17 protein-coding genes and 2 pseudogenes are annotated in these 20,396 nt (G+C 59.1%); 11 read left to right on the top strand and 8 right to left on the bottom strand.

The window, feature by feature from the left end:
- Window positions 1-14: 14 nt before the first annotated feature.
- Complete coding sequence (locus ACVWXE_RS03660; RefSeq protein WP_457489611.1) at window positions 15-332, bottom strand: hypothetical protein; 318 nt, start codon at window positions 330-332, stop codon at window positions 15-17.
- Between the two features lie 358 nt (window positions 333-690).
- On the opposite strand from ACVWXE_RS03660, the gene rplI reads away from it, so the two are divergent.
- From rplI to glmS, 8 genes are all read left to right on the top strand, one after another.
- Window positions 691-1,155 (top strand): 50S ribosomal protein L9, encoded by a 465-nt coding sequence (gene rplI, locus ACVWXE_RS03655; RefSeq protein WP_414329820.1) that lies wholly within the window; start codon window positions 691-693, stop codon window positions 1,153-1,155.
- 178 nt (window positions 1,156-1,333) lie between these two features.
- Window positions 1,334-3,109, top strand: a complete 1,776-nt coding sequence (gene dnaB, locus ACVWXE_RS03650; RefSeq protein ID WP_414412921.1) for a replicative DNA helicase — start codon at window positions 1,334-1,336, stop codon at window positions 3,107-3,109.
- 131 nt (window positions 3,110-3,240) lie between these two features.
- A complete protein-coding gene (locus ACVWXE_RS03645) occupies window positions 3,241-4,137 on the top strand; it encodes a universal stress protein (RefSeq protein ID WP_457489610.1) in 897 nt (298 codons plus the stop codon).
- Between the two features lie 46 nt (window positions 4,138-4,183).
- Entirely contained in the window at window positions 4,184-5,017 is an 834-nt protein-coding gene (gene larB / locus ACVWXE_RS03640) for a nickel pincer cofactor biosynthesis protein LarB (protein WP_457439994.1), read from the top strand.
- Between the two features lie 260 nt (window positions 5,018-5,277).
- Entirely contained in the window at window positions 5,278-6,174 is an 897-nt protein-coding gene (locus ACVWXE_RS03635; protein ID WP_457489609.1) for a TerC family protein, read from the top strand.
- A 487-nt stretch (window positions 6,175-6,661) separates the two neighbouring features.
- On the top strand, window positions 6,662-7,468 hold the full coding sequence (locus ACVWXE_RS03630; protein WP_414417147.1) for an ABC transporter ATP-binding protein: 807 nt from the start codon (window positions 6,662-6,664) through the stop codon (window positions 7,466-7,468).
- Window positions 7,468-8,691: an MlaD family protein gene (locus ACVWXE_RS03625; RefSeq protein WP_457489608.1), complete on the top strand. Its 1,224-nt coding sequence runs from the start codon at window positions 7,468-7,470 to the stop codon at window positions 8,689-8,691. The genes ACVWXE_RS03630 and ACVWXE_RS03625 overlap by 1 nt, the downstream gene beginning before the upstream one ends.
- Before the next feature lie 188 nt (window positions 8,692-8,879).
- Window positions 8,880-10,727, top strand: a complete 1,848-nt coding sequence (gene glmS / locus ACVWXE_RS03620) for a glutamine--fructose-6-phosphate transaminase (isomerizing) (RefSeq protein ID WP_414355853.1) — start codon at window positions 8,880-8,882, stop codon at window positions 10,725-10,727.
- On the opposite strand, the gene ACVWXE_RS03615 is transcribed toward glmS, so the two are convergent.
- Window positions 10,688-11,194 carry a heavy metal-responsive transcriptional regulator gene (locus ACVWXE_RS03615; protein ID WP_457489607.1) on the bottom strand — a complete coding sequence of 169 codons (507 nt, stop codon included), beginning with the start codon at window positions 11,192-11,194 and terminating at the stop codon, window positions 10,688-10,690. The two genes, glmS and ACVWXE_RS03615, sit on opposite strands and share 40 nt — an antisense overlap.
- Before the next feature lie 155 nt (window positions 11,195-11,349).
- A pseudogene (locus ACVWXE_RS03610) lies at window positions 11,350-12,564 on the bottom strand (RNA-guided endonuclease InsQ/TnpB family protein).
- A gap of 13 nt (window positions 12,565-12,577) precedes the next feature.
- Between ACVWXE_RS03610 and ACVWXE_RS03605 the strand changes: the two are divergent.
- Window positions 12,578-12,697, top strand: a pseudogene (locus ACVWXE_RS03605) (IS200/IS605 family transposase); the annotation flags it as partial.
- A 211-nt stretch (window positions 12,698-12,908) separates the two neighbouring features.
- Here the strand turns inward: ACVWXE_RS03605 and rpsD are convergent.
- The 3 genes from rpsD to ACVWXE_RS03590 all read right to left on the bottom strand — a co-directional run bounded on the left by rpsD (window position 12,909) and on the right by ACVWXE_RS03590 (window position 16,348).
- Entirely contained in the window at window positions 12,909-13,520 is a 612-nt protein-coding gene (gene rpsD, locus ACVWXE_RS03600) for a 30S ribosomal protein S4 (RefSeq protein ID WP_011432724.1), read from the bottom strand.
- Window positions 13,521-13,696: 176 nt separating this feature from the next.
- Window positions 13,697-14,833, bottom strand: coding sequence for a GDP-mannose 4,6-dehydratase (gene gmd / locus ACVWXE_RS03595; protein WP_414344822.1), 1,137 nt, complete (start codon window positions 14,831-14,833; stop codon window positions 13,697-13,699).
- A 132-nt stretch (window positions 14,834-14,965) separates the two neighbouring features.
- Window positions 14,966-16,348 carry a nicotinate phosphoribosyltransferase gene (locus ACVWXE_RS03590; protein WP_457489606.1) on the bottom strand — a complete coding sequence of 461 codons (1,383 nt, stop codon included), beginning with the start codon at window positions 16,346-16,348 and terminating at the stop codon, window positions 14,966-14,968.
- Window positions 16,349-16,654: 306 nt separating this feature from the next.
- On the opposite strand from ACVWXE_RS03590, the gene ACVWXE_RS03585 reads away from it, so the two are divergent.
- Both ACVWXE_RS03585 and ACVWXE_RS03580 read left to right on the top strand, forming a co-directional pair.
- Window positions 16,655-17,725 (top strand): isochorismatase, encoded by a 1,071-nt coding sequence (locus ACVWXE_RS03585; RefSeq protein WP_457489605.1) that lies wholly within the window; start codon window positions 16,655-16,657, stop codon window positions 17,723-17,725.
- 49 nt (window positions 17,726-17,774) lie between these two features.
- Entirely contained in the window at window positions 17,775-19,091 is a 1,317-nt protein-coding gene (locus tag ACVWXE_RS03580; protein ID WP_414344827.1) for an ATP phosphoribosyltransferase regulatory subunit, read from the top strand.
- Here the strand turns inward: ACVWXE_RS03580 and ACVWXE_RS03575 are convergent.
- On the bottom strand, window positions 19,075-20,130 hold the full coding sequence (locus ACVWXE_RS03575) for a DNA polymerase III subunit delta' (RefSeq protein WP_457489604.1): 1,056 nt from the start codon (window positions 20,128-20,130) through the stop codon (window positions 19,075-19,077). The genes ACVWXE_RS03580 and ACVWXE_RS03575 overlap by 17 nt on opposite strands.
- Window positions 20,131-20,133: 3 nt before the next feature.
- Window positions 20,134-20,313, bottom strand: coding sequence for a hypothetical protein (locus ACVWXE_RS03570; RefSeq protein ID WP_011432732.1), 180 nt, complete (start codon window positions 20,311-20,313; stop codon window positions 20,134-20,136).
- Between the last annotated feature and the right edge of the window lie 83 nt (window positions 20,314-20,396).

Raw genomic sequence — 20,396 nt, 5'->3', positions numbered from 1 at the left:
GTTGGTAAGAGTTTTTACGGGGTAATGCCTTCTAGCGCAGCCAGAGCTTTTTGCCGCGTTTCTTCCGGCAGAGGGACATATCCCAACTGCTCAGCGAAAGCCTGCCCCTCAGTGAGGCCGTAGCGGAGAAACTCTTTGACAGCGTTGGAAGTCTCCGCTTTGGGGTAAACCTTGTAGGCAAGGATCCAGGTGTAGCCCACAATAGGGTAAGAGTCTTCCCCAATAGGATCCGGATCGACCCCCAGCAAACGCTCGTTGAGCTGAATTCTGGCCAGCGCCGCTTTCTCCGTCTCGACGTTGGGAGTTACAAACTTGCCTGCCCGGTTTTCCAAAGGCCAGTTGTTTTTAGTTTAGTTAAAACGAGGTTAAGCCTAGGTTATCTCTGGGGATATCCGCCAAATGTTGCAAACCCCTCAAGGGATCCCCTTTGGTGTCAGCCACTCCCTATCCTGGATTGGGTATCTCCCAAAACAGAGAACTTCCGCCTTTTGAGTTTGGAAAGGTGGCTTCTTCATCTTCCCGCCAAGGTTCAGAGCTGGAAGAGGACTCTAGAGACCTGCCAATCGGGAATAAGCTCTGAGAAGGGATCCCCTATGCCGACGGGCTAGTGGCTATGGCACTCTGGGCTGACGATGAACCTGCTGAGCCTCTAGAATGGAAGGCTGTCGAGAAAATGAAGTGCCTTCCCCGATGTCGAAACGTAACATGCAGGTTGTGCTGCGCCAGGCGATCCCAGGGCTGGGCAAGCCCGGAGAGATTGTCAACGTCAAGCCCGGATATGCTCGCAACTACCTCTTCCCACGGCAGATGGCGGTGCGGGTTACCCCTGGCATATTGAAAGAGCAGCAGATGCGTCTGGAGCAGGAAGCGGCTCGTAAACTGGCAGAAAAACAACGGGCGGAAAACTACAAGACCGCTCTGGAGACCATTGGTCGCTTCGTCATCCGTAAGAAAGTGGGAGAACACGATCTCCTATTCGGGCAGGTTACCACCAGCGATATTGCCGAGGTGGTGCTGGCTACCAGCGGCCTGGATATCGACCGCCGCAACATTCTCCTCAACGAGGAAATCAAAAAAACCGGGGTTTATCCCGTGCAGGTAAAGTTACACCCCGAAGTTACCGCTACGCTGCGCATTCAGGTTACTCCCGAATGAGGACTCACCTTCGAGGATCCCTGAGTTCCCGTGAGGGATCCCGGGGTGAGTAGGGTTTTTGCCTTAGGCAACAAGCGGGTATGCTCAGCCTAGAGCTTGACCCGCCTGACGATTGGAGCTGACTGGCTGAGAGGCCGGTTGCCCTAGGGCTGGGTTGATTTTCCTATCCTGGCTTGTGGTGATCAGCGATTACGACTTAACGGGTGGGGATCGGCTTCCTCCTCAAAACATTGAAGCTGAGGAGGAGATCCTGGGGGGCATCCTCCTCGATCCGGATGCGTTGGTGCGGGTCGCGGAGTTTCTGCGTCCGGAGATGTTTTACATCTCTGCCCACCAAGAGATTTACCGGGCTGCCCTCCAACTGCACAGCCAAGGCCAACCCACCGACTTGATGACTGTGTCTGCCTGGTTGGCAGATCATCACCTTCTGGAGCGGGTGGGAGGAACAGGGGCGATCCGTCGTCTGCTGGAGCAAACCGTCAGCAGCGTCAACATCGACCAGTATGCCCGCCTGGTGATGGATAAATACATGCGCCGCCAGTTGATCCAGGTGAGCAATACCTTGGCTCGTTTGGCCTACGATACCAGTCAGCCCCTGTCTCAGGTGATGGATCAAGCCGAGCAGCAGGTGTTTGGCCTCACCCAAGAGCGGGTGCAGCGCAGTCTTATCCCGGCCTCCGAGGTTTTGGTCAATATCTTCTCGGATTTGGAAGAGAAGTTCCAGAGTGGGGCTCAGCTCCCTGGGATCCCGACCAAATTCATCGACCTGGATAACTTGACCCAGGGCTTGCAGCGATCCGATTTGCTGATTCTGGCCGGTCGTCCCTCGATGGGGAAAACCAGTCTTGCCCTCAACATTGCCCAAAATGTGGCTGCCTATGCCAAGCAGCCGGTCGCCATCTTTAGCCTGGAAATGTCGAGGGAGCAACTGGTGCAGCGGCTTTTGGCCAGCGAAGCCCGCATCGACAGCAGCCGTCTGCGTTCTGGGCGCATCAGCGAACACGAGTGGCAGCGCCTGGGACAAGCCATTGGTTTTTTATCGCAATTGCCCCTGTTCATCGACGATACCCCCGACTGTACCGTTACAGAAATTCGCTCCAAAGCGCGGCGTTTGCAGGCGGAACAGGGGGGAACGTTGGGGATGGTGTTGATCGACTACCTACAACTGATGCAGGGATCCGCTGCCGACAACCGGGTGCAGGAGCTGTCGCGCATTACCCGTGGCCTCAAGGCCATGGCCAAGGAGCTGATGGTGCCGGTGCTGGTGCTGTCTCAGCTCAGTCGGGCTGTCGAGTCGCGCTCCGACAAACGTCCACAGCTGGCGGATCTGCGGGAATCGGGCTGTCTGGCCGGGGATACGCAGGTGATGGATGCGGATCGCGGCAAGATCTGGCGGCTGGATCAACTGGCGGCCCTGCCGGCTTCGGCGGAACTGCCCCGCCTGCTCAGCTTGAACGGGCGCGGGCGCTTGGTGCCCCAACAGCCTGTGAAAGTGTTTTGCAGTGGTCGGCAGCCCACCTGTGTTCTGAAGACCCGCCTCAACTTTTCCATTCGCGCCACCGGCAATCACCCCTTTTTCACCCAACAGGGCTGGAAAACCTTGGACGAGCTGCAATTGGAGGAAGAGGTGGCGGTGGTGGTGCAGGAGGGGCTGATCTGGGATCCGGTGGTGTTCATCAGCGAGCCAGGGGAGCCTCAGCCGGTTTACGACATCGAGATGCCCCGCCACCACAACTTTGTGGCCAACGGTCTGCTGGTACACAACAGCATCGAGCAGGATGCCGATCTGGTGATGATGATCTATCGCCCGGAATACTACGATCCCAACACCAGCGATCGCGGCATTGCCGAGGTCATCATTGCCAAACATCGCAACGGCCCCACCGGCACTGTGCGCCTGCTGTTCGAAAGCCAGTACACCCAGTTTCGCAACCTGGCAGATCCCAACCGCTGAGCAACCGATGCCGAAGAGGGATCCAGAGCTGCTGCCTTGGGAACAACCCCGCAAGGTGTTAGCTTAGGATCGCTGCGGGCCAAAGCGTTGCTCTTGAGCCGGCTACCCTCTCTCCTAATGCTCAAAACGATATGTTTAAAAACGTGTTAATTGCCACCGACCGCCGAGATGGCCTGCAGCGTTTTGGCAAGTGTCTAGAAGATCTGCACAGCAATGGCATCGAGCGCGTCACCTTCGTCCGCAGCGTAGATTGGCAAGAGGACGACATCGGCATTCCCGACGACATTACCCCCGAAGTCCAGGCAGAGCAGACCCAGTTGCAGAAGCTGCTGAACCCGATCCCGGCGAGGTTGGAAGTCAAGGCTCTGGTGCAGGTGGGCAAGCCGGCAGAGGCGATCTTAAAAGGGATCCAAGCCTACGGCTGCGATCTGTTAATCACAGGCATGGGCACCCACAATCTGCTCGCCGAAAAATTGTTCGGCAGCACCACCATGGCGCTGTTGCCGAAGCTGAAAATCCCCCTACTGGTGATGCGCCCCCAGCTGCTGGCTACCTTTACCCTGGAAGAATTGCGCTTGCGCAGCCGCCACCTGTTTCGCTGCCTCTTGGTGCCCTTTGACTTTGAGCAGCCGCGTCAGCAGTTGCTGAACCATCTCGGCCACCTGCTGCCCGGTACTTCCCAGTGCCAGACGCTTACCCTGCTCTACGTGGTGGATCCCAGCGCCCGCCGCAACCAAGGAACTCCGGTGGAGGTGCTCCAACGCAAAGCCGAGGCTGACCTGGCCCAGGTGCTTGAACCCCTGAGCGAGCAGGTGAAGCCCGTACAGCTGCGCACCCTGGTGCGGGTGGGATCCCCTCTCAAAGAGATCCTGGCTACTGCTGCCGATGAAGACATGACGGCCATTGCCACTGCCTCCCCCCATGTGGGCAGCTTTTGGGAGTGGTCGGTTCGCAGCCTCACCGGCGAGATTTTGCGGCAAAGTTGGCATCCGGTGTTGTTTTTCCCGCGCGGGTCTTTGGCCCAATAAATCCAGGCAAGATCCAAGCCGAGTGTTGCAGATTAACTCACCTTCCATGAACCCCCCTTCCACGACAGCGCTGCAGGATCTGTTTCGGGCGGTGGCCCAAGGGGAGCTCACCCCAGAGCAAGCCCTGCAAGCCTATCGCTTTCTGCCCTTTGAGCCGGTGGGAGACTTCGCCCATGTGGATCACCACCGTCCCTTGCGCACGGGCTTTCCTGAAGCCGTGTGGGGGCCGGGCAAGACCCCAGATCAGATTGCCCAGATCCTGGAGCAACTCCACCAGCGGGGATCCCTGGCCTTGGCCACCCGCATCGAAGCCCAGGTGTATGCCGAGATCCGCAGCCGCTTGCCCCAGGCCCAGTATTCCGAGTTGGCCCGCTTGTGTTGGATCCCGTCCCAGCAGGTGGTCAGCCATCCTGGACAGGTCAGCGTGATCTCCGCCGGCACTGCCGACTTACCGGTGGCAGAAGAAGCCGCCCTCACGCTCGAGCTTTCTGGGTTTCAGGTGAAGCGCCTCTGGGATGTGGGGGTGGCCGGGATCCATCGGCTGCTGCACAACTGGGCGGCCCTGCAAGCGGACGTGCTGATCGTGGTGGCGGGCATGGAGGGGGCCTTGGCCAGTGTGGTGGCGGGTCTGGCGGATTGTCCGGTGATCGCTGTGCCCACCAGCATTGGCTACGGGGCCAGCTTCCAGGGCTTGGCTGCCCTGCTCACCATGCTCAACTCTTGCGCAGCGGGGGTGGGAGTGCTGAACATTGATAACGGTTTTGGGGCGGCGATTCTGGCAGGCCAGATCCTGCGTTGCGGACAACGGCTGGCGGCTCGACTGAGCTCATCCGGCCCCACTGGAGATCCAACAGAGGATGGCCAGATTTCAGAAGGTTAAGAACTGTAAATGGATCCTGAGCCAAACAGGCTATACTCAGGCCATAGTTTAGGCTTGGGCTTTCTCTTTCCCATCCTTCGGGAGTTTGAGGGTGTTGCCTCTGGTCACCTAACTGGGTTCATGCCTTTTTCTGGGGTACCTTTATCCGAAGATGGGGAGGGTTCCTACGCTGGTTAACTGCTGTGTTGGACTGACTGGGGCGGACAAAACGCGCGAATATGCTAATTGATGCAACACTTGTCAAAAATGCAACAGATGCGATGGGAGCGACCTTGATCCTGGCGCAAGGGATGACTCAGTCCTTCACCTGGACAGATATTTTCTTGGTGGTGGCTTTGGTGTTTTTGGAGGCCGCCCTCTCTGCGGACAACGCCGTTGCCCTAGCAGCTCTGGTGAAGCATCTGCCCACCCCTCAGCAACAAAATCGGGCCTTGCGCTGGGGCATCATCGGCGCTTACAGCTTTCGCATTGCCATTGTCTTCGCGGCAGTTTGGTTGGTGGAGTATCCACCCGCTCAGTTTTTCGGGGCCTGTTATCTGCTCTGGCTAGCCTGGCAGCACTTTCGGGGCGAGGAAGAAGGCCAAGAACAGGACATCACCCGCCACGCCAATTTTTGGCAGACCCTGGTGATGGTGGAACTGACGGATCTGGTCTTTTCTTTCGACAGCATCGCTGCTTCGGTGGGTGTCTCCCGCAAGGCTTGGGTAATCATCCTCGGCGGCATTCTCGGCATTACCCTGATGCGCTACATGGCTTCTCTGTTTTTGCGTTGGTTGGACGAGTTCTCTCACCTGGAAGATGCCGCTTTTGCCATCATCGCCTTGGTGGGGAGCACCATGTTGTTGGAGGTGTTTTTCCCCCAAATCGAGATCCCAGAGTGGGGGATGGTGGTGGCCGTGATCCCCTTATTTGTCTGGGGCTTCTCGCGGCGCGTGAAACTCCATTCAGAACAGGATAAGCAGCCGGAGCTGGCCGACGGAGAGAAGAGGGAAGAGAAAAGAGCAGGGGTTACAGACGAGATGGAGATCGTCCCCTCCGGTTGGGTGGCTGCCCTTGAGGAAGACCTCGCCCCTGAGCTGCAGAGCAGAGAGAATGGAGAGGAGAGGATGCCTCTAACCCCCAAAACCCTGAACTTTGCTGAATTTACTGAGCTTTAGGCGGTTTGGCAAAAGTCATTGAGAGGGATATAGTAGACCAAGTTTCCCCCTGATCCTTGAGTCCACCGCAACGGTTGCCGGGAAGTGAAGGGGGAAAGCGCTCGGGGGGTATTCCTCAGGGCTTTGCGGGATACCGCCTTCCTGTTTGGACTCCGTCCCGCTGACGCGAACAGAGATAGGCAGGATGCGATCGCTTCTTTCCTGAACCATGTTCAGGAGAGTTCAGCGTGAATGTATCAGGTACGGCTTGGGCCTATCGCCAGGGATCCCTGATCTGCCTTGATAGGGCTGTGGGCTGCTTCATTGCCTTGGCCCCTGCCGACTCCTAAACTAGCAGTGAAGCCGACTCAAGGAGGGAAGCATCCTGAGCCCCCAGTTTTGCTTGAAATCATTGGTCAAGTGCTTCAGAAGCAGCATAGACAGCCCAAAGGAGCAGCAGGCCGCGGAAAATAGGCTCCAGCCTTTGGCGAGGGCGGAGGTTCTGAGCATGCCAGCAGTGCAGAGCACTGCCCCCTTGGTGGAGCTGCGCCAAGTTTCCAAGCGCTTCGGCTCGACGGTGGTGCTTGACCACGTGGATCTGAAGGTGTACCGGGGTGAGGCCCTGGGCCTGGTGGGGCCTTCGGGCACCGGGAAATCGACGCTGCTGCGCATCATCGCCGGCCTAACGGAGCCAGACGCTGGAGAAGTGCTCTGGTGCGGGATCCCGCTCCCGGAGATTCAAGCCCATCATGCAACTCCCCCTTTGCGAGTAGGGATGGTGTTTCAGCAGGCCGCCCTCTTCGACTCCCTGACGGTGGAAGAAAACGTGGGGTTTTTGCTCTACGAGCACTCGCAGTTGCCCCGCTCCCGCATTCGGGAATTGGTGGCCGCCAAGCTGGAGGCGGTGGGACTGGCGGGCAAAGAGCACAACCTGCCAGAAGAACTCTCGGGGGGGATGCGCAAACGGGCCAGCTTCGCCCGCGCCATTATGGAGGATCCTTCTCTGCCCCAGGATGAGCCCCAATTGCTGCTGTACGACGAGCCCACTGCGGGTTTGGATCCCATTGCCTCCACGGTGATTGAAGATCTCATTCGGGAGCTGCAGCAGGTGAAAAAAGCCTGTGAGAGCTACATTGTGGTGACCCACCAGCACAGCACCATTTACCGCGCCACCGACCGCATTGTCCTGTTGGCTCAGGGGCGGGTGCAGTGGGAGGGATCCGTGCAGCAGATTGAAACGTGCGATAACCCCTTTGTGCGGCAGTTTTTCAGCGGTAGCGTAGAAGGGCCGATTCAAGTGGCGGGGCAGGTGTGATGCGTTCGCGAGCAGTGCGAGAAGGGGCAGTGGGCCTGTTGATCCTGGCGGGGGCGCTGGGCTTTGCCGGCCTGTTTTTGTGGATCTACAACCTGCGCTTTGGCAGTCGCGGCTTTCAATTTACCGTCACCTATACCAACGTGGTCGGCCTGACAGAGGGATCCAGCGTGCGGCTGCGGGGGGTAACCATAGGTCGAGTGGAGCGGATTGTGCCTCAACCCAGCCAAGTAGAAGTACAGGTGACCATTGATCAGCCCCTAGTCATCCCCCGCGATTCCCTGTTTCTTACCAAACAGACGGGGTTGGTGGGGGAAACGGTGATGGACATCCTGCCCCAGGGGAGGGGTCAGGCGGCAACGGGATCCCCTCTGGCAGCGGATTGCGACAGCAGTCAAATCATCTGCGATGGAGATGTGGTGGAGGGCAAACCTGGAGTGGATTTTGGCCAGTTATTGATCCGGCTGGATCAGTTGCTCACACGGGTCAACGACGATGAGCTCTTCGACACCCTTAACGCCACCCTAGAAGGGATCACCCGCGTCGCCAATAGCGTAGCCAGTCTTTCAGAAACCGTAGAAGAGCGAGTAGCTGCCCTGCGCACCGAAGATCTGGACTTGTTGCAATTCACGACCGCTGCCACAGCCATCCAAGACGCGGCTGGGGCTGTGAGGGGAACTGCCCGCAGTTTGCAAGCGGCTGCCGATCAATTCACCGCCCTGGTGGATCAAAACCGCACTTCCCTTAACGCCGCCCTGGAGAACATTCAGCAGGTGAGCGCCGATCTCCAGGCCATGTCGAGCGCGGTGCGCCCGCTGGTTACCGATCCACAACTCCAGGCCGATGTGCGCCAGATCCTGGCCGAGGTGCGAGCGGCTGCGGAGAACGTGGCCCAAGCTACCGAAGATCTGCAGCAGATTGCCGCCAGCCTCAACGATCCGGGCACTTTAGCTACTCTGCGCCAAACCCTCGATTCCGCCCGCATCACCTTTCAGAATATGCAAAAAATTACCGCCGACATCGACGAGCTGACCGGGGATCCCCAGTTTCGCCGCGGCATTCGAGAGTTGGTGTTGGGGCTGAGCCGACTGGTCTCCAGTGTGCCCGGAGAAGATGGGATCCAGCCCGCGGTGGCCGAAGGGTATCACTTTCGTTTTGCGCCCGTCTCTTTTGCCCAGGGGATTGTCTCTGGATCCCAAGGATGGCAGCCGCAGACTTCCCCATAAGTTGGCTGCCTTTCCCCTCTCTCTAGCGGGAGTCTGGGATCCCTGAGATGACCCGCTGAGGTAACAACGGCGGCCAAAGCCGTTGAAGGGATCCCCAACCTGGGGTAGGCTTTGCGGATAAGGTGCTGTGCCTACGGCACCCCCTATGGCTACGCAACGCTGGCGCGACTGAGGTTGAGGTGTGAGGAATGTGTGGCATTGTCGGCTACGTGGGTTTTCAGTGGGCTGCCCCCATCCTGTTGGAGGGCCTGCGCACCTTGGAGTATCGGGGCTATGATTCTGCCGGCATCGCCACGGTGGATCCCGAAGAGGGATTGAGGATTGTTCGCGCTACCGGCAAGCTGCACAACCTGCTGGTAAAGCTGACGGCCAACATGCCCACCGCCAAGGTAGGGATCGGACATACCCGCTGGGCCACCCACGGCGGCGTGACCGAAGAAAATGCCCACCCCCAGTGCGACGAGCGCGGGCGCATTGTGGTGATCCAAAACGGCATTGTGGAAAACTACCTGGAGCTAAAGGAGCGTCTCCTGGAGCGGGGGATCCCATTTCGCTCCCAAACCGATACGGAAGTGATCGCCCAACTGCTGGGTCTCTACACCGAAGAGCTGGGCTCCTTTGAGGCGGCCTTTGGCCAGGTCATGGGGCAACTGCGGGGGGGAAACGCCGTGGTGGCTCTGGATCGGGAGGCGCCGGATCGGCTGATCGCAGCCCGTTTGGGCAATGCCGGAGCCGTGGTGGTGGGAGAGGGAGAAGGGGAAAACTTCGTGGCCTCCGATCTGCCTGCCATTGTCCGCCATACCCGCAAGGTGGTGTTCTTAGAAGATGGGGAAATGGCGGTTCTCACGGAGTCTCAAGTGCGCTACTTGCGCATTACCGGCGAGGAGCTGCGCAAATCCAGCATCACCGTGGCCTGGGATCCCGTCTCAGCCGCCAAGGGAGGCTACAAGCACTTCATGCAGAAGGAGATCTTTGAGCAGCCCCGCACCACCACCGATACGCTGCGGGGGCGGGTGGATCTGGAACAGGGCCGGGTGACACTGGAGGGGCTAACGCTTTCTGAAGCGCAACTGGCCCACATTGAGCACATCCACGCCGTAGCCTGTGGTACTGCCTGGCACGCCTGCTGGGTGCTCAAGTACTTCATCGAGAGCTTGGCCCGTACCCCCGTGGAGGTGGACTATGCCTCTGAGTTTCGCTACCGCCAGCCGGTGTTGCGCCCCAACCACCTGTTGCTGGCTCTAACCCAGTCGGGAGAAACCGTCGATACGCTGGCAGCCATGAGCGAGGCCCGCACCCAAGGGATCCCGACTCTGGCGATTGTCAACGCCATCGGATCCCAGGCCAGCCGTCTGGCGGATGCCGGGGTTCTCTACATCCATGCCGGTCCGGAGATTGCCGTGGCTTCCACCAAAGTGTTTACCGGCATGTTGGTGGCGGGGTATTTGCTGGCCCTGCAACTGGCCCAAGCCAAAGGGATCCTCAGCCCGGCCCAGATCCAAGCCCACCTGCAAGCCTTGATTGAGCTGCCGGGCAAGATCAGCCTGATGCTGAAGGACGCCGCCCTCTACGACCAACTGGCGGAGCAGTACCATCATGTTGCCAACATGCTCTATCTGGGCCGCTGGGTTAACGCCCCGATTGCCCTGGAAGGAGCTTTGAAGATGAAAGAGGTGAGCTATATCCACGCCGAAGGCTACCCGGCAGGGGAGATGAAGCATGGCCCTATCGCCCTCATCGACGAGCGGGTGCCGGTGGTGTGCATTGCCACCCGGGATCCCGTCTACGAAAAAATGCTCTCCAACATCGAACAGGTGCGGGCGCGGGGGGGACGGGTGATCGCCCTCATCAACCCCGAAGACACCCAGGTGCGGGAGAAAGCCGACCACATCATCGAGGTGCCCAGCACGACACCCCTGTTGTCGGCGGTTCTGAACGTGATCCCCCTGCAGTTGTTCGCCTATGCCATGGCTTTGCGCCGCGGAGCCGATGTGGATCAGCCGCGCAACTTGGCTAAGTCGGTAACGGTGGAGTAACGGCTGTTGCCCTTGCCGCCCCTGGCCTCTGGTTTTTGCAAAATCGGGCAGATCACCTCTTTTTCATCAGCAGCCGCAGGGGGGATCTGCCAATCGGAGAGGAGACCTTGAATTTGGCTTTTCAGCGCTTGCAGATCGGCAATTCGCTGTTCAATCTCCTGCAGCTTGCCTTGCAGATGCTGGCGAATTTCTGGACAAGGCTGCTCCCCTCGGTCGTGGACATCCAGGATTTGGCGGATTTCTTCTAAGCTCAGGCCCAGGCTCTGGCAGCAGCGGATAAAGGCCAGACGAACCAAAACCGAAGGGTCGAACAGCCGATAGCTGGACTCCGCCCGTTCCACCGTTGGCTTCAGCAGGCCTATCGATTCGTAGTAGCGCACCGTGCGTACAGGCAAGCCGGCTGCTAGAGCCACCTGGCCGATCTTCAGGCTAGCAGACAAGTCTCGGACAGCAGCAGGATTCGACATGTCCCCAACTGGATCCCTGTAGATTTCTTCAGCGTGACATACTCCCACACTCATGCTGACGCAAAGCGCTCCGCGCCGCCAAAGCGAGAGAGTGCGGGCTTCAAGGACTCCGTCCCGCTGACGCGAACAGTGACTCCGGTTAGCGCTCCGCGCCGCTAGCGCGAAAAGGACGTTTCCTGCGCTTGAGGACTACGTCCCGCTGACGCGAAAAGAACGGGATGCCCCACCGCCCTGTACTTGATGTTGATGGCCGCATGGTGGTCGCGTCCTAGTTCTAGCCCACAATGGGAACAAGAATGCCACCTGTCTTGAATCGCTTTCGGTACTCTTTGACCACACCGAGAGCAGTTTTGACTGCTGCCGTTGGGATTCACTGCAATCGCCCTCAGCCCAGCTCTTTCAGCCTTGACTGCCAGAATTCGCAGAAATTGTCCCCACCCAGCATCATAGGTAGATTTTGCTAGTCGGGTTCTAGCAACACCTTTGATATTCAGGGCTTCGTACCCAATATGCTTGCCTTTGCTTACCAGCCAGTTCGCTGTTTTGTCATGAAAATCTTTGCGCTGAGATAGTGGTTAGTGGATAGTCACTATTCACTATCCACTAGTCACTAGCCATAGGCGGTTTGACCCTTTCTTCTTGCGAGACACTGCCCGCTGCAGTCTCTTTAACCGCTTTTGGGCTCTGCGGTAATACTGGGGAACTGGAACAGACTCCCCCGCGTCGGTCACCAAAAAGGAGTCCAGCCCCACGTCGATTCCTATGGTGTTCTCCAGTGTTGGCAGGTCAGGGGTAAATACGGGGACAGATGAATCTTGCAGGCTCAAGGTCACATACCACCCGTCTGCCTTGCGGGTGATGGTAGCAGTCTTGATGACAAAACCGTCAGGCAAAGGACGGTGCTGAATTATCCGAACAGCACCGATTTTGGGCAGATGGATAAACTGCCCGCAAATGCAGTCTTGTTTCATCGGGGGGAAACTGAAGGAGCGATACCGCCCAGCTCCCTTAAATCTGGGTTTCCCTGCCCGCTTGCCGTTACCGTCCCCCTTCAGCCAGCGGTCGAATGCTTTGTGCACTCGCTCTATGCAGTTTTGCAGGACTTGCGAATGGACTGCTCTGTACTCCGGAAACAGGGCTTTCGTGCTCACCAAGTCCCGTTTCTGGGAGTAGAAATCGGGCTTGTCTTTCAGCTGGGGCAAATGACAGACTAGGGGACAAGCATTGATGTCACAGCGATTGTGTTCCCACCACGCAAGGCGCTCTGCCAAGCGGTAGTTGTACTGCTTCCGTAACAAGTCTAGCCACTCGCTCATCAAAGCAATCTGGCTGGGCGTAGGTCGCAAACGGTACTGGTAAGCAGTTCTCATTGAGGCAAGGGTAATCTACTGGAATGAATCCTACCCTATTGCTTCATGCGGTGGGGTTACCGTCTCGGTTTTAGGCCAGTCCATTGAAAACCAAAGTGTCCCCGCCTCTCATCCCGACCCTCACCCTGGATAGTGGTGAGTGGATAGTGACTAGCCACTAGTCACTAACAGAGGGCAGGGCTTCCCGGCGGTCTAGCTAACGCTACGCATCGCCAACAGGAGCGATGAGCAGGGGAAACGCTACAAAAAACAAACCGTGAAAAATCCCCCGGCCTCAAGGGTGAGGAGAACGTCAAACTGCCCAAAATTCCCCTGCAATTTGCAATGGCTACAAAAGGGGATCCCTAGAGCTTGCGGGAATAGAACTCAACCACCAAAAGCTCGTTGACCGGGGCGCAAATTTGCTCGCGGGGGGGCAATTCCTTGATGCGTCCGCGCAGCTTTTCTTTGTCAAACTCCAGGTAGTCCGGCAAAAACAACCCCGGATACTCCGCGTAGGCGGCCACCAGCTTGCGGGAAGATTCCTTGTTTTTTACTGTAATCACATCCCCCACTTTGCAGCCATAGCTGGGAATGGTTACCTTTTGGCCGTTAACCTCTATGTGGCCGTGGCTCACGAGCTGCCGAGCTGCCGGAATGGTTGGAGCCATGCCCAGACGAAACACGATGCAATCCAACCGCATTTCCAGCATTTGCAGCAAGGCCAAACCGGTGGATCCCTTGGAGCGCCGTGCCTTGCGCATGTAGCGGATCATCTGCCGCTCGCTCAGCCCGTAGTTGAAGCGCACCTTCTGCTTTTCTTCTAAGCGAATGGCATATTCGGATTTTTTCTTGCGCTCGGCGCCATGCATACCGGGCGGGTTGGTATTTTTGGGGCGCTTGCGCGTCAAGCCGGGCAGATCAAGTCCCCCGAAGCGACGAATAATTTTTAGGCGGGGGCCTGTGTAGCGGGACATGGGGGCATTTCTCCGAAATCAGCAAACAAAGTCAGCAAGAGATGGTCAGCTGGGGAGCAAGAGGACGAGGCACCAAAAGAATCGGCGATCTACTATATTAAGCGTTTAGTTCCTGCTTTGGACAAGGGGTCAAGGCGGTCTTTTGGGATCCCGTCTCCACCGTTCTAACTGTCTTGTCAGTCGTAGTGAACCCCCAGCTGAGTGCGGATGAAAGCGCGATCTTCGCTAAGCAAGCCGTTGAGGGTGCGCCGTTCCCCCAAGATGGGATCCGGATCCAGGCCGATGGCTTCCAAGTCGGCCAGCACCATCAGCTCCACCAACTGCGGGAAGCTCACCTTGGGCTCCCATCCTAGGACTCGCTTGGCTTTTGAAGCATCCCCCAACAGCAGATCCACCTCGGTTGGGCGGTAGTAGCGGGGATCGATCTCGATCAACACTTGGTCTTTGTACAACCCCTGTTCGGCTTGGCCGGAACCTTTCCAGGTAATCGGCAGGCCCACCAGCGCGAAGGCCCGTTCCACAAACTCGCGCACAGTGTGGGTTTCCCCGGTAGCCAGCACATAGTCATCCGGCTGGGGTTGTTGGAGCATCATCCACATCCCCTCGACGTAGTCTTTGGCGTAGCCCCAGTCCCGCTTGGCATCCAGGTTGCCCAGGTAGAGCTTGTCCTGTTTGCCGGCCACAATGCGGCTGACGGCGCGGGTGATCTTGCGGGTTACAAAGGTTTCCCCTCGCCGTGGGCTTTCGTGGTTGAACAAGATACCGTTGCAGGCGAAGAGGTTGTAGGCTTCGCGGTAGTTGACCGTCTGCCAGTAGCCGTACACCTTGGCACAGGCATAGGGGCTGCGCGGGTAGAAGGGGGTGGTTTCCTTTTGCGGGATCTCTTGCACTAGGCCGAACATCTCCGAGGAGCCTGCCTGGTAAAACTTCACCCGGATCCCGGTGCGCTGCTGGTAGTCGCGGATGGCCTCTAGAAGACGCAGCGTGCCCATGGCCACTGCATCGACGGTGTATTCCGGCGCATCAAAGCTCACCCGCACGTGGGATTGGGCCCCCAGGTTGTACACTTCCGTCGGCTGCACCTGTTCCAAAATCCTGCGCAGGGTGGTGCCATCCGTGAGATCCCCGTAGTGGAGAAACAGCCTGGCCTGGGGGTTGTGGGCATCCACGTAGATGTGGTCGATGCGGTCGGTGTTGAAGGTGCTGGCGCGGCGGATGATGCCGTGAACTTCGTAGTTTTTCTTCAACAACAGCTCGGCCAGATAGGAGCCATCCTGTCCGGTGATGCCGGTAATTAGGGCACGTTGGGTCATAGAGCTGGGGGCAAAGACTAGGAAAACACCAAAAATCAAAATGGCCTGAGGCTCAAGTCCAATGGCAAAACTCAAACCTCAAAGCGGAGACCTTGAAGCTAGAACATTATAGTGCAGCGGGACTCCTTCTCCTCAGGCAGGGCCCGCCGAGGCACATTCCTGGCCAAGGGTGTGGTCTTTCAACCGTTGCAAAGCGGCAGTCAGGGCTGTGGGCCAGGGATCCGGCTGGCGCAGTTGTCGCACTCCCTGGGGCAGGCACAGCACAGAGGCGCGGCTGGTGCGGGCAATGGCTTCCAGATCCGGCAAGGGATCCAGCAGCAGCCCTTTTTCCATAACTTTGCGCAAGAGCGGTTCGTAGCCAGGAGGCGGGGGCTCGTCAGCATGGCCCAACAAGTCTCCTTCAGGGCCGCGAAAGATCTGCTTGCGACCGGGAAGGGTGGCTTTGGCAAAGGAAGCTTTGGCCACCGGGATCCCATTGATTTCCACCAATTTGTACACCCCGTTTACGCCTTCTCCAGTTACCAGGCGGGTGCCCACCCCATAACCGCTGATGGGGGCTTGGGAGCGATGCAGGCGCTCGATCTCGTATTCGTCCAAATCCCCACTGACGAACACCGGGGCGCCTTGAGGCAAAATTTGTTTCACCCGGCGAGAGAGATCTTCCAAATCTCCCGAGTCGATGCGCACCCCGCCGATTTCCCCCTGGGATCCCGGTTGATCTGGGCTTCTGGCCGCAAAGAGCTGGGCTGCTGTGCGCGCCCCTTGGATGGGATCGTAGGTATCGATTAGAAGCGCAGCTTGGGGAAAGTAGCGCCGAAAGGATTGAAAGGCGCGGGTTTCGTCTCCCGAGAGAGCAGCAATGGCCATCACTAGGGAATGGGCCATGGTTCCTGCCGGCTTGCGCCCCAATTTCAGGGCTGCCAAGACGTTGGAGGTGGCATTGAACCCTGCCGCCAGAGCCGCCCGGGCTGCCCACAGCCCCGCCTGGGGACCAAAAGCTCGCCGGGTGCCGAACTCCAACAAAATGGCCTCATCCCCTGCTGCATCTCGCATACGGGCCGCCTTGGTGGCGATCAGGGTCTGGTAGTTAAAGGTGGACAGCAAGTAAGTTTCCACCAGTTGGGCTTGCCAGAGGGGGGCTTCCACCCGCAACAGGGGCTGGTTGGCGAAAATGGCGGTTCCTTCCGGCACCGCCCACACATCCCCCTCAAATCGGCAGCGGGCCAGCAGCTCCCAAAAGCGCTCCGGCGCATCGGCGAAAATGCCCGTTTCCCGCAGCGCTCGCAAAGCCTCGGGGGCGAAGCTCAGTTGCTGCAGATAGTCCACTGCCTGGGTGAGCCCCATGGCGATTAGGTAGCCATAGTCGGTGGGCAGCCGCCGCACAAACAGCTCAAAGGCAGCGGGCTGAGACTCTAGCCCTTCCCCCACGTAGCAGGCGGCCATGGTGAACTGGTACAGGTCGGTTAGCAGGCCATAGTCTTGGGGCCGCAACGACGAGAAATCAGGGCTCAACATGAAAAACCTCGGGGCAGAAGCCAGTGGGGAACGGCGGGATCGAGCAGAGGGCTGTTGCGAAGGTTATAGTGAAACTTACCATAAGTAAGGCTGCTTGTAGGGATCCACCAGAAGCATCACAACCCCAAAAAACCCTAAAAATCGGCCTCGACAAGACACCAAACCCAAACTCAGCCAGAAATACAGGCGGCCATCTGGACAAAATCTTGCCCCCAACTTATAGTGAAACCAACCATAAGTGTTACCCGTCCAACTCTATCGAGCGGGTGCAAGCCTGGTCAATCCAGCCCCCACCGGAAGAACGCCATGAATACCACTCTACAGGAGCTAACTGTTAAGGCTCCAGCGGGCCTTCCCCCCCACTTTGATCCGGAGCGGGTGGGGGAGATTTGGCGCGTGCCCTACCAACAGCGGGCAGCAGAAGCCGAGCGCTGGGCCAAGGAGCAAGGGATCCCGCCGGCGGAGGCCGATCAGGTGCGGGTGGGCTTGTTGCTCATTGATGTGCAGAACACCTTTTGCATTCCCGGCTTTGAGCTGTTTGTGGCCGGTTCCAGCGGGTTGGGAGCGGTGGAAGATAATCGCCGGCTTTGTCAGTTCATCTACCGCAATTTGGCCTGCATCACCCAGATTGTTGCCACTCTCGACACCCACACGGCCATGCAGATCTTCCACCCCGTCTTTTGGGTGGACGCGCAGGGAGCCCATCCTGAGCCGGCCACGGCCATTTCGGCAGCCGATATCCGCTGCGGACGCTGGCGGGTTAACCCCGCCATGGCTGCCAACCTCACCCAGGGGGATCTGACGCGGTTGCAGGTCTACGCTCTGCACTACGCCGAGCAGTTGGAGCAGGGGGGAAAATATCCCCTCATCGTCTGGCCCTACCACTCCATGCTGGGGGGGATTGGCCATGCCCTGGTGCCAGCGGTGGAGGAGGCGATTTTCTTTCACGGCATGGCCCGCTGCAGCCAGCCCAGCCTGCAGCTCAAGGGAGCCAATCCCTTGACGGAAAATTATTCCGTGCTTAGCCCGGAGGTTTTGACCGGGCCGGAAGGGGATCCCATCGACGAGAAAAATGAGCTCCTCATCCACCACCTGCTGCAGTTTGACGCCCTGATCGTGGCTGGCCAAGCCAAAAGCCACTGCGTGGCCTGGACGGTGAGCGACCTGCTGCAAGAGATCCAGGCCACGGATCCCAGCTTGGCCAAGAAAGTCTACCTTCTGGAGGACTGCACCTCGCCGGTGGTGATTCCCGGCGTTGTGGATTTCAGCGAACAGGCGGAGGCCGCCTTCGCCCGCTTTGCGGAAGCAGGAATGCACCGAGTGCGCTCCACGGATCCCATCTGGGAGTGGCCTGAGTTTCCCCGGGATCCCAGCTGACCTCCAACATCCGGTATGATGCAGCAGGATCTTCTGCTGGAGCAGCCCTGTGTACGGTCGCGGTAGCGGTGCGGAGCACTCTCGCGGTAGCGGTGCGGAGCACTTTTGGGATCCCCGCCCTGAGGCCAGTTCCACCGTCTCCAGCAGTCTGCGCCCCCCCAGCGGTGCCCGGGATCTCCTGCCGCGGGAAGTACAACGGCGGGAGAAGCTGGAGGCTCAGCTGACCCGGGTTTTCCGGCGCCATGGCTACCAGCGCATCATCACTCCCACCCTAGAGCGGCTGGAAACGCTGCTGGCGGGGGGATCCATCCGCGCTGAGTCGGTGCTGCAACTGCGGGATGGCGAAGGGACGATGCTGGGGCTGCGCCCCGAGTTCACTGCTTCCATTGTGCGGGCGGCAGCCACCCGTCTAGCCGGTGGGCCTTTGCCGTTGCGGCTCTACTACCACGGCAGCGTTTTTCGCAACAGCCGGCGGGAGGAGGGATCCTACAGTAGCCAGGAGTTTTTTCAGTCCGGAGTGGAGCTGATCGGGGCAGGGGGATGGCTGGCAGATGCCGAGATTCTGCTGCTGCTGGCCGATTGCATTCGCTCGATCGGCATCTCTTCTTGTGTAAACGGGACGGAGGCCGCCTGGACGCTGCTGCTGGGAGATGTCAGCCTCACCGAGAGTTTGCTCAGCGCCGTTGCCCCCACGGCTCAAGCGGCAGTGCGCCGTGCCATTGCCCAGCTCGACTACGTTTACCTGGAATCGGCCCCTCTGCCGGAAGCCGCCCGCCAGATTGGCTTGCAGATTCTGGGGCTGCGGGGCCAGCCCGGCTCAGTTCTTTCTGACCTGGCTCAGTTGCCTGTGCCGCCTGAGCGGCTGCGGGATCTGCGGCAGCTCTGCCAGGTGCTGGAGGAACATGGGGTGCGGGTGGTGCTGGATCTGAGCTTGTTGCAAACCCTGGCCTACTACACCGGCATCGTTTTTCAGGCGGTGGCGAGCGGGGAGGTCATTGCTCTGGGGGGGCGCTACGACCGGCTGCATGCTCTCTACAGCCCTCAGCAGGTCGAACAGCCGGGGATCGGCTTTACCCTTCTGCCGGATACGCTGCTGCGGCTCTTGCCCCCCGATCCCCAAACCGAGGAGATGGGCTGCAAACGGTTGGTGGTGCCCCTGGTGCCGGCAGGGATCCCGGCGGCGCTGGCCTTGGCCGCCCGCTGGCGAGAAGAGTGCACCGCACCGCTGACGCGAACGGAGGCGGTGGAGCTGGAATTGCTGGATCGGGCCCCTGAAGAGATCGAAGCCTATGCCCGCCAATGTCGGATCCCGGAGATCGCCTGGGTACAAGCCGACGGCAGCTACCACATCACCCACCCGGGCTAATGCTGGCAAGGTTGACCTCCCAACAGAGACGGGGCTGCACCAGTTGCAACAGGTGTTGGCGAATGCGTTCCAACTGCCGGATGGCGCTCTGCACCCCTGGCGCAAACGGCTGACGGGATCCCTGCGCCCAAAAATGCTGCTGCAAATAATCGATCAGCCACAGTTGTGCCGGCAGCTCCAAACTGGCCACCGCTCTGCCCAATTCCAATGCTTGCTGGAGAGAAGAGTGCCAGGGCCAACGTTTGAGTTCCTCAAGGAGCGACGGCGGGATCTGCTGCAGGTGCTGGTGGGCCAGCAAGGCCAAGCCGGGGCTGCCCTGGGCCAAGGCAATCAGCTCGGATCGAGGGATCCCTGCCAGATCTGGGCAACCCAACCCACTCAGCACCCGGTCGACCTCTTCTGGGCTGAGGCGGCGAAAAGGCACCATCTGGCAGCGGGACAACAGCGTCGGCAACAGCGAGGCCGCCTGGGGGGCGATGAGAACAATGTGGGCCGGGCCGGGCTCTTCCAGAGTTTTCAACAAAGCATTGGCAGCGCTTTCCGCCAAGGTTTCGGCTCCCTCCAGCACCACCACCGCTCCCGATAGCGGGGCGGAGCCCTTTCGCTGGGCTCGAATCGGCTTGCGGGCACAGAAGCGGGATACCCCCTGCACCTGCTCCAGGCGAATTTGGGGCGGCGAGCGCCGTTGCAAGGTTTGCGCCTCCGGGGAGTCTGCCGCAATTAGGCGGCCTTGGTGCAGGTAGGTGGGGCTGACCCAGTGGAGATTGGGATGGTTGCCCGCCAGCAGCCAACGGCAGTGGGAGCACTTGCCGCAAGGGATCCCGGAGCTGGATTCGCACAAGAGGGCCTGGGCAAACCAACGGGCCATCAGCTTCCGCCCCACCCCTTGGGGGCCCAAGAAGCAGTAGCTGGAAGTCACCCGCTCCTTCTCCAGGGCCGCCACAAGCAGTCGTGCCGCCATCTCCTGCCCGACAATGTGCTGTGGAGGCAAGACCTTCATCCGCTTGACGGTCTCGGCGCTCGGACGGAGTTCTGGCATATCTCAGCATCCGCTGGCAGAAGCTGGCAGGAAATGTTTGCGAAAATACTGCAGCGTCTCCGGTCGCAATAACCCCCGCTCCACCAAGGGATCCCCCCAGTGGGGCGAAGATTCATCCATCGGTGGCAAGGACTCCAGCACTTCAGCAGCCAACAAGTCGGCAGCCTTGAGGAACTGATACATTTACGCTGAACACTGCTGAACATCACTGTTCAACTATGCAGCGATAGCATTCTGTTTGTTTCCAAACAGAATGGCGGTATCCC

It is taken from the genome of Thermostichus sp. MS-CIW-41, from assembly GCF_054058915.1.
The sequence above is the reverse complement of the archived record's forward strand: the minus strand, read 5'-3'. Positions and strand labels throughout refer to the sequence as shown.

Coding starts and splice junctions, on each gene's coding strand:
- ACVWXE_RS03630 (WP_414417147.1), top strand. CDS start 6,662: ATGCCAGCAGTGCAGAGCACTGCCCCCTTGGTGGAGCTGCGCCAAGTT.
- ACVWXE_RS03645 (WP_457489610.1), top strand. CDS start 3,241: ATGTTTAAAAACGTGTTAATTGCCACCGACCGCCGAGATGGCCTGCAG.
- glmS (WP_414355853.1), top strand. CDS start 8,880: ATGTGTGGCATTGTCGGCTACGTGGGTTTTCAGTGGGCTGCCCCCATC.
- ACVWXE_RS03615 (WP_457489607.1), bottom strand. CDS start 11,194: ATGTCGAATCCTGCTGCTGTCCGAGACTTGTCTGCTAGCCTGAAGATC.
- ACVWXE_RS03575 (WP_457489604.1), bottom strand. CDS start 20,130: ATGCCAGAACTCCGTCCGAGCGCCGAGACCGTCAAGCGGATGAAGGTC.
- gmd (WP_414344822.1), bottom strand. CDS start 14,833: ATGACCCAACGTGCCCTAATTACCGGCATCACCGGACAGGATGGCTCC.
- ACVWXE_RS03635 (WP_457489609.1), top strand. CDS start 5,278: ATGGGAGCGACCTTGATCCTGGCGCAAGGGATGACTCAGTCCTTCACC.
- ACVWXE_RS03590 (WP_457489606.1), bottom strand. CDS start 16,348: ATGTTGAGCCCTGATTTCTCGTCGTTGCGGCCCCAAGACTATGGCCTG.
- ACVWXE_RS03585 (WP_457489605.1), top strand. CDS start 16,655: ATGAATACCACTCTACAGGAGCTAACTGTTAAGGCTCCAGCGGGCCTT.
- ACVWXE_RS03625 (WP_457489608.1), top strand. CDS start 7,468: ATGCGTTCGCGAGCAGTGCGAGAAGGGGCAGTGGGCCTGTTGATCCTG.
- larB (WP_457439994.1), top strand. CDS start 4,184: ATGAACCCCCCTTCCACGACAGCGCTGCAGGATCTGTTTCGGGCGGTG.
- rpsD (WP_011432724.1), bottom strand. CDS start 13,520: ATGTCCCGCTACACAGGCCCCCGCCTAAAAATTATTCGTCGCTTCGGG.
- rplI (WP_414329820.1), top strand. CDS start 691: ATGTCGAAACGTAACATGCAGGTTGTGCTGCGCCAGGCGATCCCAGGG.
- ACVWXE_RS03570 (WP_011432732.1), bottom strand. CDS start 20,313: ATGTATCAGTTCCTCAAGGCTGCCGACTTGTTGGCTGCTGAAGTGCTG.